This is a genomic window from Mesorhizobium sp. WSM4806 (genome assembly GCF_055811635.1).
In genome coordinates, this window is record NZ_JBVVQZ010000001.1 from 331,742 (window position 1) to 347,161 (window position 15,420).

A 15,420-nucleotide genomic window follows, 5' to 3' on the forward strand; every position below is an offset into this window, starting at 1 on the left:
ATGAATTCCACGACTTGGCGGAAGAACCGCTTCAAGCATTCGCTTCCGGCAGGAAATCTTTCGTCGATTCCACTTTGCCACAATGTCTTAATCCGCCTTTAAGCAACCACGGGTAACATCTTTTGTGAGCTTCGGTATGTCTTGATGGGCGACGGACATGAACAGCGCGGAAACTGGGACAATAGCTATAAAGCGGCGCAATACGCGTCAGCTAAAACGCAAATTACACCAGTTTCGAGAACCGTCCGGAACGTCCGCGATCGAATTCGCACTGCTTGCGCCCTTTTTTATCCTGCTTCTGCTCGGCATGGTTGCATATGGCATTTATTTTGGCGCCAATCACTCCGTGCAGCAGATCGCAGCGGACGCCGCACGCACGGCGATTGCCGGGCTGAACGAAGTTGAGCGCCAGGCGCTGGTGACCAGTTTCGTCACCACCAATGCCGCGGGATATCCATTCGTCGATTCCGACAAGCTGACCTACCAGGCCAAGGACAGCACCGCCGACGGAAACCAGTTCGTCGTGTCCATCCAATATGATGCCCGCAACCTGCCGGTCTGGAATCTGTTCCCGGCACTGCCCATGCCTGGCACCACGATCTCAGGCCAGTCGACAATCCGGGTCGGAGGCATCTGAATGTCGCAAACTTTGGCGGGCAGGGTCGGCCGGGTCGCCCGCTCGATGCTTGGCGACCTGACGGCGAACTTCGCCGTCATGACGGCGCTGTGCGCACCGTTCGCGCTGGCGCTGGCCGCCTTCGCCATCGATGAAGGCTCGATCTATGTGGAGCGCCGGGAAGCCCAAGCAATGACCGATCTGGCGGCAATCACCGCCGCCTCCAACATCAACAACATTGAAGCCGCGGTGGTGACCACGCTCGGCGACAACGGAATGCCGGGTATCGTTGTTCAGAAGGCAGAGCAGACGATCACCCCTGCCCTTGGAAAAACTATCGTGTCGGTCACCCCCGGCCGATATTCAGCAGAGTCGTCGCTCGGCGTCGACAAGCGCTTCAAGGCCGGCAAAACGCCCTACAACGCCGTCCATGTCACGCTGAAAAAGGTTCCTGCCCGCTATTTCGCGAGTTCGCTTATCCCTACGCCGGTGATCGGCACCCAAGCCGTGGCCAGCATAGCGCCGCAGGCGATGTTCTCGGTCGGGTCCAGGCTTCTCAGCGTCAATGGCGGCATCCTCAACGCTCTTCTCAGCAAGTTCCTGGGCGGCAACATCGCGCTCAGCGTCATGGACTACAACGCTCTGATCGCTGCCGACGTGAACCTGCTTTCGTTCATCGATGCCCTTGCCGTTGAGATGCAGCTGACGGGTGTCAGCTATTCGGAGGTGCTGGCTTCGAAAGCGACGGTGGGCGAGATAGCGACCGCCATGGCTAATGTTTCACCCGTTGGCAGCACCAGCAAGCTGGCTTTGCAGACAATCGCGTCAAGGACCACCAACACGGTCAAGATACCGCTCAATCATCTTGTCGATCTTGGTTCAATGGGCCAGTTGGGCCTCGGGCAAAAGTCGCCCGGCTTTTCGGTCGACGCCAGTGCCATGGGCATGCTGACCACCGCTGCTGCACTGGCCAACGGCTCGAAGCAGGTCGAGCTCAATCTCGGAGCCGCCATTCCGGGGCTTGCCTCCACCACGCTTGCCATTGCAATCGGCGAACCTGCACAATTCTCGCCATGGCTGACAATCGGCGAGAAGGGTGCTGTGGTGCGTACGGCGCAGACGCGGATCAAGCTGGTGGCGTCCGTCGGCGGCAGCAATGCGACTCTCGGTGGCGGCATCAGCCTGCTGGCCGTCAAACTGCCGTTGCATGTCGAGGTGGCCTCTGCCGAAGCCAAGCTGACCGACATCAGCTGCCCGACGGGGCACCCCGACAGTTTGAAAGTTACCATTGCCGCACGTCCGGGCCTTGCCTCGCTGCACCTTGGCGCCAGCGATGCCGATAACAGCCCCTCCGCCTTCGCCGATTTCAGCAACCCACAGTCGTTTCAAAATGCCGAAATCGCGCAGGTCAGCGTGAAGCTTCTGTTTCTCACCCTCAATCTGATCGGCGTGAATGGTTCTGCAGCCGTTGAGATCGCCAACAACGATCCGACGATCTTGATCTTCAACAGCACCGACATCGCAAGCAAGACGATAAAGAACGCCTCGACGAAGAACCTGACGCAATCTCTCACCACGTCGCTGGTAAACAATTTGTCGCTTTCGGTCAGTGCGCTGGGCCTCGGGCTTGATGTAACCGCCTTGCTCGGAACCGTGAAGCCGGCAGTGGTGGCGCTGCTGAACGGCGTGACGGCGCCGGTCGACGAATTGGTTTACAACGTGCTTGGGGCACTGGGCGTGCGCGTCGGCGAGGCCGATGTCCGGGTCATGGGCGCGACTTGCGGGCGCTCTGTGCTTGTTCAGTGAGTTGGAGAGATCAGTCGGCTCGTCCGAGAAAGCAGCCCAACGGCGGCAGCGACAGAATCTTTTCCTGCAAGGCGGCACCAGCGCCAAGGTCGATCGTCTCTGCGACATCCGTACCCTGCGGCAACGGCCAGTTGGCCGGCTCCTCGGCGAAGTTGAAAACGCACAGCAGCTTCTCGCCGCCGCCTTCGCGAATGAAGGCAAGCACTTCGCCCTCGGCATCGAGAAAACGGATCGAACCTTGTACCAGCGCCGCATGCCGCTTGCGCAACGCCAGCATCGCCCGATAGCTGGCCAGAACTGACTTTTCCTCGCCGTTCTGGATATCGACCGCGCGGGCGCGATGGCTTTCCGGGATTGGAAGCCACGGCCTGCCGATTGAAAAGCCGGCATTGTTGGCGCCCTTCTCCCACACCATCGGCGTGCGGCAGCCATCCCTGCCCTTGAACCCCGGCCAGAAGCGGATGCCGTAAGGATCGCGCAGATCCTCGAACGCCAATTCCGCCTCCTCCAGCCCGAGTTCCTCACCCTGATAGAGGCAGATCGATCCACGCAGGCATGACAGCAGTGCGATGGAGAACTTCGCCGTCCTTTCCGGGTCGCCGCCGGACCTTGTCCATCGCGTCACATGGCGAACGACATCGTGGTTGGAAAACGCCCAGCAGACCCAGCCGTCGGAGACAGCACTCTCGAACGCTTCGACGCAGCCACGCACATGCGCCGCCGAGAATTGCGGACCGAGCAGGTCGAATGTGTAGCACATGTCGAGCTTGTCGCCGCCGCTGGTGTAGGCGGCGAGCGTCTGCAACGAACGGGCTTCGTCGCCGACCTCGCCGACAGCGACGCGGCCCTCATATTCGTCGAGCAACGCCCGAAACCGCTTGAGGAAAGCCAGGTTTTCGGGCTGCGTCTTGTCAAACAAATGCTCCTGATAGAGGTACGGATTGGTTTCGGTGTTGGTGCCTGCGACGCTTGACGCCAGGGGCGGGTTGCTGCGCAGCCAGCGGTCATGGACATAGTAGTTGACGGTATCGAGGCGAAACCCGTCGACGCCGCGCTCCAGCCAAAACCGCACCGTTTCCAGCAGAGCGTCCTGAACCTCCGGATTGTGGAAATTGAGGTCCGGCTGCGAGGCGAGGAAATTGTGCATGTAATATTGCCTGCGGGTCGCGTCCCACTCCCAGGCTGGGCCGCCGAAGACCGACAGCCAATTGTTGGGCGCGGTGCCGTCGGGCCTCGGATCGGCCCAGACATACCAATCCGCCCTGGGGTTATCGCGGCTCGTACGGCTTTCGATGAACCATTCGTGCCGGTCGGACGAATGCGACAGGACCTGGTCGATAATGACTTTCAGGCCGAGACGGTGCGCCTCGGCGACCACCGCATCGAAATCCTCTGATGTGCCGAACATCGGATCGACGGCTGTATAGTCGGATACGTCGTAGCCCATATCGGCCATCGGCGACTTGAAGAAGGGCGACAGCCAGACGGCGTCAGCGCCAAGCGATGCGACATGCGCCAGCCTCGATGTGATACCACGCAGATCGCCACTGCCGTCCCCCGTCGTGTCCCGGAAGGAGCGCGGGTAGATCTGGTAGATGACGCAGCCGCGCCACCACTCGGCGTGGTCACTTGCCACTCGGGTTCTCCTTTATCTGAGCCTGCGCGGCTTCGTGTTCGATCATGAAAATCACCGTTCGTCCCGGCACCGGCCGTGAAATTCCGGCTGCGCCGTCCGATGCTTCGATGGCTGGCTGCCAGCGAAATCCGTCGCGCTCCGGCAGCGTGAACATACATGCCCGGCGATCGCCATTGATGACAACGGCAAGGCGGCGATCATCGGTGCCGAGCATCATGACCAGGCGGTACCGCGCCGGATCGTGCCAGCCTGCCTTGTCGAGCGGCGTGCCGGTTTCAGTGAGCCAGACCGCGTCCGGTTGTTCTGATCCGGGCGGCGGCTCTCCAGTCAGGAAGCGCGTGTCGGAAAGCGCCGGCACGCAACGACGCATCGCGGCGAGCAAAACGGCGTATTGTTCCAGCGCCCGATCGCGCCCGGACCAGTCGAGCCAGGTGATCTCGTTGTCCTGCGCATAGGCGTTGTTGTTGCCCTTCTGGGTGCGGCCGAATTCGTCTCCGGCGGTCAGCATGATCGTGCCGCGTGAGGCAAACAGCGTGGCCAGAAGCGCACATCGGTCATCGAAACGTGCCGTAACGATCGCCCGGTCGCCGGTCTCGCCCTCGACGCCATTGTTCCAGGACAGATTGTCGTCGTGGCCATCGCGGTTCTGCTCGCCATTGGCCTCATTGTGCTTGTGCTCGTAGGCAACAATGTCGGCCAGCGTCATGCCGTCATGCGCGGCGATGAAATTGACGCTGCGGCTCGTCTGCTGGCCTGGCTTGGCAAACACGTCGGACGAGCCGGCAAGCCGGGTGGCGAGCGCGCCGACCATCCCGCTGTCGCCGCGCCAGAACCGGCGGATGTCGTCGCGATATCTGTCGTTCCATTCGAGGAAGCGCGGCGGAAAATTGCCAAGCTGATACCCGTCCGGGCCGATATCCCATGGCTCGGCGATGAGCACCCGGTCGCCAAGGAGCGGATCATCCCGAATAGCCATGAGCAGTGGCGCAGCGGCGTCGAACGCGCCATCGACCCGGCCCAGAATGGGCGCCAGATCGAAGCGGAAACCATCGACGCCGGCATGGCGGACAAAGTGACGAAGCGTGTCGAGGACCATTTCCCTGACGACCGGATGATCACAAGCGACGGTGTTGCCGGTGCCGGTGTCGTTGATCAAGCTGCCGTCCGGCCGATGCCGGTAGTAGGCGCGGCTGTCGAGGCCGCGCAGCGACAGCGTCGGTCCAAGCCTGTCGCTTTCGCCGGTGTGGTTGAAGACAAGATCGAGGATGACGCCGATGCCGGCCCCACGCAGCGTGGCAACCGTCTGCCGCAATTCCGCGAGACCGCCGAGCGCGAGGCGCGGGTCGAGCGCCATGAAGGTCACGGGATTGTAGCCCCAGGCATTGCGCAGCCCGAGCGGCGGCAAATGCCGCTCGTCGATCGATGCCGTCACCGGCATCAGTTCGACCGCCCCGACCCCGAGTTTTTTCAGATGCTCGACGGTAGCCGGATGGGCAAGGGCTGCAACCGTCCCGCGCTGGTGCTTCGGGATGTCGGGATGCAGCATGGTGAAGGCGCGCATCGGCACTTCATAGATCAGGCCGCCGGGCTGGAACAGCGGCGGCAAGGCAGGCACCGGCTGTGGCAGGGTGGCAGCAACCGCCTTCGGCAGCAGCGGCGCGGTATCGGCGCCCCCGCCCCGGCGCGCGGCGAGCCTGACGTCATAGACATAAGGCCTGTCGATTTCGACGGCATAGGGGTCGACCAGCAGCTTGTCGGGATCGAACCAAAGCCCATTCTCGGGCGTATAATCGCCATCGGCGCGAAATCCGTATCGAGTGCCGGCGGCGAGGCCGGCAACGAAAAGCGCGTGAACGCCCTCGCCTTCCGGCTGGAGTTCGAGCCGGTCGATCTCCCTCTCCCCCTGCTCATCGAAGATCGAGACCCAGAGCCGGGCGGCCGCGGACGACCATGCGGCAAAGCGGATGCCGCCGCGGGTGACGGTGGCACCGAGTGAGTTCATACGGCGACCCCTTCTCCCCTTGTGGGAGAAGGTGGATCGGCGCGCAGCGCCGAGACGGATGAGGGGTGCTGGAAGAAACGAGGCATGGGCGATTCGAGCAAAGGTGTGCGCCAAGCTGGAGCACCCCTCATCCGACCGAGCTTCGCTCGGCCACCTTGTCCCACAAGGGGAGAAGGGGGAGCTTCGCAACGCAGGCCGAACTCAGACGGCCGGCTGTCAACCAAACTCAAGTAATCACGCTCGGGTTGGCGCGGCCGGTATGGCTGCGAATCCCGGCGATATCTTCGGCTGCCGCAATCAGGTCGGCAAGCGCCTCCTGCGTGTCGAGATCGTGCCTGGACCTGTCCGGCTCGTAGCGCTCGATATAGACGCGCAGCGTCGCCCCCGAGGTACCGGTGCCGGAGAGACGGAAGACGACGCGCGATCCGCCTTCGAACAGCACCCTGATGCCCTGGTTCTTGGCTATCGAGCCGTCGACCGGGTCGTGATAGGCGAAATCGTCGGCGCTGGCGATCTTCATGCCGCGCACGCTGGTGCCGGGCAAGGAAGCGAGCCTGGCCCGCAATTGGTCGACCAGCGCATTGGCGCGGTCGGTCTCGACCTCCTCGTAGTCATGGCGTGAGTAGTAATTGCGGCCATAGGCGGCCCAGTGCTCGGTGACGATCTGCTTGGCGCTTTCGCCGCGGGCAGCGAGGATATTGAGCCACAAAAGCACGGCCCACAGCCCGTCCTTTTCGCGGACATGGTTGGAGCCGGTTCCGGCACTTTCCTCGCCGCAGATCGTCGCCATGTCGGCATCGAGCAGATTGCCAAAGAATTTCCAGCCGGTCGGCGTTTCATAGATGCCGATGCCGAGCTTTTCGGCGACGCGGTCGGCTGCACCGCTGGTCGGCATCGAGCGGGCGATGCCTTTCAGCCCGGCCTTGTAGCCCGGCGCCAGATGAGCATTGGCGGCGAGCATAGCCACCGAATCCGACGGGGTGACGAAAATGCCCTTGCCGATGATCAGGTTGCGGTCGCCGTCGCCGTCGGAAGCGGCGCCGAAATCCGGGGCATCCGGTCCCATCATCTCGTCATAGAGGTGCTTTGCGTGGACCAGGTTCGGGTCTGGGTGGTGGCCGCCGAAATCCGGCAGGGGAACGAAGTTGCGGGCGGTGCCTTTCGGCGCGCCGAGCCGGTTTTCCAGGATTTCCTTGGCATAGGGACCAGTCACGGCATGCATGGCGTCGAAGCGCATGCGGAAGCCTGACTTGAACAGCCCACGCAACGCATCGAAATCGAACAGATCTTCCATCAGCTCGGCATAGTCGGCGACCGGGTCGATCACCTCGACGGTCATGCCGCCCGCCTCGACGGTACCGATCGTGTCGAGGTCAACTGTGCCGATATCGGCGGTCTTGAAGCTCGAAATCACCTTGGTCTTGGCGAAGATCGCGTCGGTCAGCTTTTCCGCTGCCGGGCCGCCATTGCCGGCATTGTATTTGATGCCGAAATCCTCGTGCGGGCCGCCCGGATTGTGGCTGGCCGACAGGATGATGCCGCCGAAGGTGTTGTATTTGCGAATGATGTTGGAAGCGGCCGGCGTCGACAGGATGCCGCCCTGCCCGACCATCACCTTGCCGAAACCGTTTGCCGCGGCCATGGCGATGGCCTTCTGGATGACCTCGCGGTTGTAAAAGCGGCCGTCGCCGCCTATCACCAGCGTCTTGCCCTCGAACCCGTCCAGCGCATCGAAAATCGACTGGATGAAGTTCTCGGCATAGTGCTCCTGCTGGAACACCGGCACTTTCTTGCGCAGCCCGGACGTACCGGGCTTCTGGTCGAGATAAGGTTTGGTGGCGACGGTGCGTATCATGCGTCAAGCCCTTTTCGAAAGCAGCAAGCGATAGAGTTCGAGGTATTTTTCTGCGCTTTTATCCCACGAGACATCGGCCTTCATGCCTTGCCGCTGCATCGACGTCCAGATCGCAGGGTTGGCGTGCGCCGCGACCAGCCGGCGGATGGCGTGCAGCAAGGCGCCGGCATCGGCGGGTGCGAACTGGAAGCCGGTCGCCACACCTGCCGAAATCGCCGCTTCATTGGCGTCGATGATGGTGTCGGCAAGACCGCCGGTGCGGGCGACGACCGGCACGCAGCCATAGCGCAGGCCGTAAAGCTGTGTCAGTCCGCAAGGCTCGAAGCGCGACGGGATGATGATTGCGTCACAGCCGCCCTGCATGGTGTGGGAAAGCGCCTCGTCATAACCGACGACGACGCCGATGCGACCGCGATGGCGGGCGGCGGCGGCCAGCAGCGCGCCTTCGAGGCCGGCGTCGCCGGACCCCAGGATCGCCAGGCGGGCACCCCTCGCAACAATCCCGTCGACGACCGTTGCCAGTATGTCCATTCCCTTCTGCCAGGTGAGCCGGCTGATCACGCAAACGATCGGACTGTCGTCGCGGTCAAGGTTGAAACGATCCTCGACGGCGGTCCGGTTGGGGTGCCGCGCCTTCAATGTCCTGGCCGTGTAGCTGGAGACCAGATGCTTGTCGGTTTCAGGGTTCCATATCTCGGTGTCGATGCCGTTGACGATGCCATAGAGATCGACGGCCCGCATGTTGATGAGGCCATCGAGCCCCATGCCGAATTCCGGCGAGCGGATCTCCTGCGCATAGGTCGGGCTGACTGTGGTGATGGCCCAGGCGGCCTGCAGGCCAGCCTTGAGGAAACCGACGCCGCCATAATATTCGACGCCGTCGAGCGCCATGGCCGCCGCCGGCAGGCCGAGTTCGCCAAAGATGCCGGCGCCGAACTGGCCCTGGAAAGCGAGATTGTGGACGGTGATCATTGACGGCGTGCCGACCGCCTTGCCGTAGCGCATATAGGCCAGCGTCATCGCCGATTGCCAGTCATGGGCATGGACGATGTCAGGCTGGTAACCCGAGACGGCGCCGCCAGCTATGTCGCCGCCAACCTGGCTCAGGGCCGCGAAACGCCGCCAATTGTCCGGCCAGTCGGCGCCGGTGGCATTGCCATAGGGGCCGCCGGGGCGATCGAACAGATGCGGCGCGTCGAGCACGAACAGGTCGAGCCCCGCGATCTGGACGGCATGGACCGAAGCCTTGCCGCCTTGCAGCAGCGGATAGTGGTGAATGGGTTTTTTCTTTTTGAAGGCATCGATGATCTGGGGATAGCCGGGAACAAGCGTGCGCATCGCCACGCCCTTGCCGGCGAGCGCGATGGGCAACGCGCCGGTCACGTCGGCAAGCCCGCCAGTCTTGATCAGAGGGAATATTTCGGGCGTGACCGACAGGACCTGCATTCACGACAGTCCCAGTTTGTCGATCATGGCCTGCGTGACGAGGCAGATGCCCTTTTCGGAAACGCGGAAGCGCTTGGCGTCGAGGACGGGATCCTCGCCGACCACGAGCCCTTCGGGAATCCTGACGCCATGATCGATCACCACGCGCTTCAATCTCGCGCTGCGGCCGACCTGGCAGTCGGGCAGCATGACGACGTCCTCGAGCGTCGAATAGGAGTTGATGCGCGCGCCGGTGAAGATCAGGCTTCGCTTCAGCGACGCGCCTGAGACGATGCAATCGCCCGAGACCAGCGAGGATACCGCCGAGCCACGGCGACCATCCTCGTCATGCACGAACTTCGCCGGCGGCTTCAGCTCGGCATAGGTCCAGATCGGCCAGTCGCGGTCGTAGAGATCGAGCTCGGGCGTGATGTCGGTGAGGTCGATATTGGCTTCCCAATAGGCGTCGACGGTCCCGACATCGCGCCAGTAGGCTTCGTTCTCGGCGGTCGAGCGCACGCAGGATTTGGCGAAGCGATGGGCGATCGCCTTGCCGTGCTCGACGACATAGGGGATGATGTCCTTGCCGAAGTCACGGCTTGAGCCCGGTTCGGCCGCGTCGCGGCGCAGCTGCTCCATCAGGAACTTGGTCTTGAACACGTAAATGCCCATCGAGGCCAGGGCAAAATCCGGCTTGTCGGGAATGCCGGGCGGATCGGCGGGCTTCTCGATGAAGGAGATGATGGTGTCCTTCTTGTCGACATGCATGACGCCGAAGCCGGTCGCCTCCATGCGCGGCACTTCGAGGCAGCCGACGGTGACGTCGGCGCCGGCGTCGACATGCTGGCGAAGCATCAGCTCATAGTCCATCTTGTAGACGTGATCGCCGGCCAGGATGACCATGTATTCGGGCCCGTAGGCCTCGATGATGTCGATGTTCTGGTAGACGGCATCGGCCGTCCCCTCATACCATTGCGTTTCCGATACGCGCTGACTGGCCGGCAGGATGTCGAAGCTCTCGTTGCGCTCGGGCCGCAGGAAGTTCCAGCCGCGCTGCAGGTGGCGGATCAGCGAGTGCGCCTTGTATTGGGTGGCCACGCCGAGGCGGCGAATACCGGAATTGAGCGCATTGGAGAGCGCAAAATCGATGATGCGCGTCTTGCCGCCGAAATAGACCGCCGGTTTGGCGCGCCGGTCGGTCAATTCCTTGAGGCGGCTGCCACGGCCGCCGGCCAGAACATAGGCCATGGCATCGCGCGCCAGCGGCTGGGTCCGTTTTATCTCTGCCATTCTTATCCTCCCAAGTTACGCGCTGCGAGACATCGCCTAGTCCGGAGCAAATTCGAGCATGATCGTCGACAGCGGCGGCAACAGCATCGTCGCCGAGATGCCTCCTGCTTCCTTCCGAGCCTCGACGGCACCGTCATTGCCCTTGCCGGAACCGCCATAGTCGGAGGCGTCCGTGTTGATGATCTCGCGCCATCTTCCAGCCATTGGCAACGGCACGCGGTAATTGTCGCGCGGCACTGGCGTAAAATTGGAGATGACGGCGACCGGGTTTCCGCCCGGCGCGCTGCGCAGCCAGGCAAAGACCGAGTTGGCGCTGTCGTCGACGATCAGCCAGGAAAACCCCTCCGGTTCGCAATCGCGCGCATGCAACGCTGGCCGTGAGCGGTAGAGATAGTTGAGATCGCGCACCGTCTGCCAGACGCCGCGGTGGGCCCGGAAATCGAGCAGGTTCCAGTCGAGTGCGCGCGCCTCGCTCCACTCGCGGCGCTGGGCGAATTCCTGCCCCATGAACAACAGCTTCTTGCCGGGGTAGCCCCACATAAAGGCGTAGTAGGCGCGCAGCGTCGCGAATTTCTGCCAGTCGTCGCCGGCCATCTTGCCAAGCAGCGTCCCCTTGCCGTGCACGACCTCGTCATGGGAGAGCGGCAGCACGAAATTCTCTGAGAAGGCGTAGACCAGACCGAAGGTGATGTCGCCGTGGTGATGCTTGCGGAAAATCGGCTCCTTGGAGAAATACTCCAGCGTGTCGTGCATGAAGCCCATGTTCCACTTGAAGCCGAAACCCAGCCCGCCCTCATGCACCGGCTGCGAAACTTTTGGCCATGAGGTCGATTCCTCGGCGATCGTCATCACACCCGGATGATGACCATAGACTTCCTTGTTCATCCTCTGGAGGAAGCTGACCGCCTCGAGGTTTTCGCGCCCGCCTTTTTCGTTGGGAATCCATTCGCCGGCCTTGCGCGAATAGTCGAGGTAGAGCATCGAGGCGACGGCATCGACGCGCAAACCGTCGACATGGTATTTCTCGCCCCAAAACAGCGCATTGTTGACCAGGAACGAGACCACCTCGCGCCGTCCGAAATTGTAGATCGCGGTGTTCCAGTCGGGATGGAAGCCCTTGCGCGGGTCGGCATGCTCATAGAGCGCGGTGCCGTCGAAATTGGCCAGGCCATGCGCGTCCACCGGAAAATGCGCCGGCACCCAGTCCAGGATGACGCCGATGCCGGCGCGGTGGGCGCCGTCGACGAACCGGGCAAAACCGTCCGGATCGCCGAAGCGGGCCGACGGCGCATAGAGGCCCGTCGTCTGATAGCCCCAGGACGGATCATAGGGATGTTCGGAGATCGGCATGAATTCGATATGGGTGAAACCCGTGTCGACGACATACGGGATCAGCCGGTCGGTAAGCTCGTCCCATGACAGGAAGCTGCCGTCGTCGTGAAGCTGCCAGGAGCCGGCATGGACCTCATAGATCGACACCGCCTCGCGGCGGGCGTCGGCGTTGCGCCAGAAATTGCGGTGCGCCTCGTCACCCCATTGATGCGCCGGCGGAAGCGCCGTCACCGAAGCGGTGGCCGGTCGCAGTTCGGACTTGAAAGCGAACGGATCGGCCTTCAGCGGCAGCCTCACGCCATCGGGCCCGATGATCTCGTATTTGTATGGCCGTCCGGCGCCGATGTCGGGGATGAACAACTCCCAGATGCCGGTGTCGCGGCGGACGCGCATCGTATGCCTGCGGCCGTCCCATTCGTTGAAGTCGCCGACCACCGAAACGCGCCTTGCATTGGGCGCCCAGACGGCGAAATGCACGCCGGACGCACCCTCGTGATCGATGAGATGCGCCCCGAGCTTGTCGAACAGCCTGAGGTGCGAACCTTCGGCGATGTAATAGTCGTCCAGCGGACCAAGCACCGGACCGAACGAATAGGGATCGGTCAGCCACCAGTCACCGCCGGCATTGCGCGCGTGATAGCGCAGCGGCTGACGCTTTCTGAGCGACAGGCTGCCCTCGAAGAAGCCGCCTTCGTCGCGCCTGGAGAGTTCGCCGGCGTTCTTGCCGGTCAGCGTATAGGCAGTGACGAACTCGGCATGAGGGACAAAGCAGCGGGCGACAAAGCCCTTGTCGACCTCGTGCACACCGAGGACAGCGAAAGGATCACCATGCGTGCCGGCGACAATTGCCGCGACATCACCGGCCGACGCCAGTCCATCCGGCCCGCTTGTCGCAGCGGTCGCGCGCGGCTTCCTCATCAGGCAGTGACCCTCCCCGGCACCCGGACCACGTTGTTCGTGGCCTCATGCAATCATATCAGACGGGCACGTTCCAGATTTCTTTCGCATATTGGCGGATCGTGCGATCGGACGAGAACCAGCCGACGCGGGCGACATTGCGAATTGCCTTGGCGTACCAATCCGGGCTGTCGCGCCAAACGGCGTCGACATCGCGCTGGGTTGAGGCGTAGGCATCGAAATCCGCGGCGACCATGAACCAGTCGCTCTGATAGAGGCCGTTCATCAGGTCGCGATAGCGTTCCGGATCGTCAGGCGAAAAGACGCCCGTCGAAACGGCAGCCACGGCCTGCGCCAGTTCGGGAGAGGCTTCGATCACCGTTCGCGGATCGTAGCCGTTGCTGCGCCGCTCGGCGACCTCTTCGGTGGTCAGGCCGAAAATGAAAATGTTGTCGTCGCCGACGCATTCCTTGATCTCGACATTGGCGCCGTCGAGCGTGCCGATGGTCAGCGCACCGTTCAGCGCGAACTTCATATTGCCGGTGCCGGAGGCTTCCATCCCGGCGGTCGATATCTGCTCCGAAAGATCGGCGGCCGGCATCATGATCTCGGCCAGGCTGACATTGTAGTTCGGCACGAACACCACTTTGAGCAAGCCGCGAACGGCCGGGTCGCGGTTGATGACTTTGGCGACGTCGTTGGCGAGCTTGATGATCAGCTTGGCATTGTGATAGCTGGGAGCCGCCTTGCCGCCGAAGAACTTGACGCGCGGCATCCAATTGCGCTCGGGATGGGAGCGGATCTGGTCGTAGAGCGCGACTGTTTCGAGGATGTTCAGGAGCTGGCGCTTGTATTCGTGGATGCGCTTGATCTGGATGTCGAACAACGCCGAGGGATCAATCCTGATGCCGAGGCGGTCGGCGACGAGATTGGCAAGCTTGGCCTTGTTCGCCCGCTTGACTGCGGCGAACTTGTCGCGGAAGGCGGCGTCGTCAGCAAAGGCATCGAACTCCTTGATCGCGTCTATATCGTCGAGGAAGCGGTCGCCGATCGCTTCGCGGGTAAGCGCGGTGAGACCGGGATTGCACTGGATCAGCCAGCGCCGCGGCGTGATGCCGTTGGTCTTGTTGTTGATGCGGTCGGGGTAGAGCCGGTGGAGCTCGGCAAACACCGTTTCCTTCATCAGCTCGGTGTGAAGGGCAGAGACGCCGTTGATCGAGTGCGAGCCGACAAAGGCCAGATTGCCCATGCGCACCCGGCGCTCGCCGTTTTCCTGTATCAGCGAGATCTGGCTGATCTGCTCGTCAGAAAACTGCTCGGAGGCGCGCGCCTCCAGCAGCACTTCGGCGTTGATGGCGTAGACGATCTGCATGTGGCGCGGCAACAGCCGCTCGAACAGCGGCACCGGCCAGCTTTCGAGCGCTTCGGGGAGCAGCGTATGATTGGTATAGCCGAAGGTCCGCTTGGTGATGCTCCAGGCCTGGTCGAAATCCATGCCGTGGACATCCATCAACAGGCGCAGCAGCTCGGCCACCGCAATGGCCGGATGGGTATCGTTCAGATGGATCGCCGCTTTGTCGGGCAGCGACTGCAGGTCGCCATACTGGCTGAGATGACGCTGAATGATGTCCTGCAACGATGCGGTAGAAAAGAAATACTCTTGCCTGAGCCGCAGCTCCTGACCGGCCTTGTGGGAATCAGCAGGGTAAAGGACGCGCGACAAGGCATCGGCCTTGTTGCTTTCGGCGAGCGCACCGATGTGATCGCCGGCGTTGAACTTGTCGAGCAGTATCGGATCGATCGGCATGCCGGACCAGAGCCGCAGCGTGTTGACGCGGTTGGCCCGCCAGCCAACCACCGGCGTATCGTAGGCAACCGCCAAAACGTGTTCGATCGGTTTCCAGACGTGGCGCTCAAGCCTGTCGTCCTTTGAGGTGATCGAATCCACCGAGCCGCCGAAGCCGACCTCGAAGGCGCGTTCGCGCCGCTCGAACTCCCAGGGGTTGCCGTGATCGAGCCAGGTCTCGGGCAGCTCAACCTGCCAGCCGTCATGGATTTCCTGACGAAACATGCCGTTGGCGTAGCGAATGCCATAGCCATGCGCGGGGATGCCGACGGTTGCCATGCTTTCCATGAAGCAGGCGGCGAGCCGGCCGAGACCACCATTGCCAAGCGCTGCATCTGGTTCAAGGGCGGCGATGAGGTCAAGGTCGACGCCGAGAGACCGCAGCGCTTCGCGCATATTGTCCATCAGCCCGAGATTGGAGAAGGCGTCGCGCATCAGGCGACCGATGAGGAATTCCAGGGAGAGGTAATAGACGCGCTTTTCCTGATGGGCGTAGGCCTCTTGCGTCGCCTGCATCCAATGATCGACGATATGGTCGCGCACGACCTTGATCGAGGCGGTGAGCCAGTCGTATTGCGTCGCGACGCTGGTCCCCTTGCCGAGCCTGTATTTGAGGGCCTTCAAGACTTCCTCGGCAAGCGCCTTGGGATCGGAGTTTTCGAGAATGGGAGCTTCGGTCGTTATCGCGTGCGTCATGCTGCCTCTTGTGCGGTTG

The 15,420-nt window shown here is 62.4% G+C and carries 9 protein-coding genes; 2 read left to right on the top strand and 7 right to left on the bottom strand.

The annotated features are described in order from the left end of the window. The first annotated feature begins 157 nt into the window (after window positions 1-157). On the top strand, window positions 158-637 hold the full coding sequence (locus tag AC0L2M_RS01475) for a TadE family protein (protein ID WP_473533842.1): 480 nt from the start codon (window positions 158-160) through the stop codon (window positions 635-637). Then, window positions 638-2,422 carry a pilus assembly protein TadG-related protein gene (locus AC0L2M_RS01480; protein ID WP_473533843.1) on the top strand — a complete coding sequence of 595 codons (1,785 nt, stop codon included), beginning with the start codon at window positions 638-640 and terminating at the stop codon, window positions 2,420-2,422. Window positions 2,423-2,432: 10 nt separating this feature from the next. Here AC0L2M_RS01480 and bglA read toward each other — a convergent pair whose 3' ends face one another. The 7 genes from bglA to AC0L2M_RS01515 all read right to left on the bottom strand — a co-directional run bounded on the left by bglA (window position 2,433) and on the right by AC0L2M_RS01515 (window position 15,401). Next, window positions 2,433-4,058 (bottom strand): beta-galactosidase BglA, encoded by a 1,626-nt coding sequence (gene bglA / locus AC0L2M_RS01485; protein ID WP_473533844.1) that lies wholly within the window; start codon window positions 4,056-4,058, stop codon window positions 2,433-2,435. Further along, a complete protein-coding gene (glgX, locus tag AC0L2M_RS01490; RefSeq protein WP_473533845.1) occupies window positions 4,048-6,060 on the bottom strand; it encodes a glycogen debranching protein GlgX in 2,013 nt (670 codons plus the stop codon). The genes bglA and glgX overlap by 11 nt, the downstream gene beginning before the upstream one ends. A gap of 226 nt (window positions 6,061-6,286) precedes the next feature. Next, window positions 6,287-7,915, bottom strand: a complete 1,629-nt coding sequence (locus AC0L2M_RS01495) for an alpha-D-glucose phosphate-specific phosphoglucomutase (RefSeq protein ID WP_473533846.1) — start codon at window positions 7,913-7,915, stop codon at window positions 6,287-6,289. A gap of 3 nt (window positions 7,916-7,918) precedes the next feature. Next, window positions 7,919-9,361 carry a glycogen synthase GlgA gene (gene glgA, locus AC0L2M_RS01500; protein WP_128245169.1) on the bottom strand — a complete coding sequence of 481 codons (1,443 nt, stop codon included), beginning with the start codon at window positions 9,359-9,361 and terminating at the stop codon, window positions 7,919-7,921. Next, entirely contained in the window at window positions 9,362-10,630 is a 1,269-nt protein-coding gene (gene glgC, locus AC0L2M_RS01505; RefSeq protein WP_077381220.1) for a glucose-1-phosphate adenylyltransferase, read from the bottom strand. Between the two features lie 36 nt (window positions 10,631-10,666). Next, window positions 10,667-12,880, bottom strand: coding sequence for a 1,4-alpha-glucan branching protein GlgB (gene glgB / locus AC0L2M_RS01510; protein ID WP_473533847.1), 2,214 nt, complete (start codon window positions 12,878-12,880; stop codon window positions 10,667-10,669). A gap of 58 nt (window positions 12,881-12,938) precedes the next feature. Next, window positions 12,939-15,401, bottom strand: a complete 2,463-nt coding sequence (locus AC0L2M_RS01515) for a glycogen/starch/alpha-glucan phosphorylase (RefSeq protein WP_473533848.1) — start codon at window positions 15,399-15,401, stop codon at window positions 12,939-12,941. Window positions 15,402-15,420: the final 19 nt, after the last annotated feature.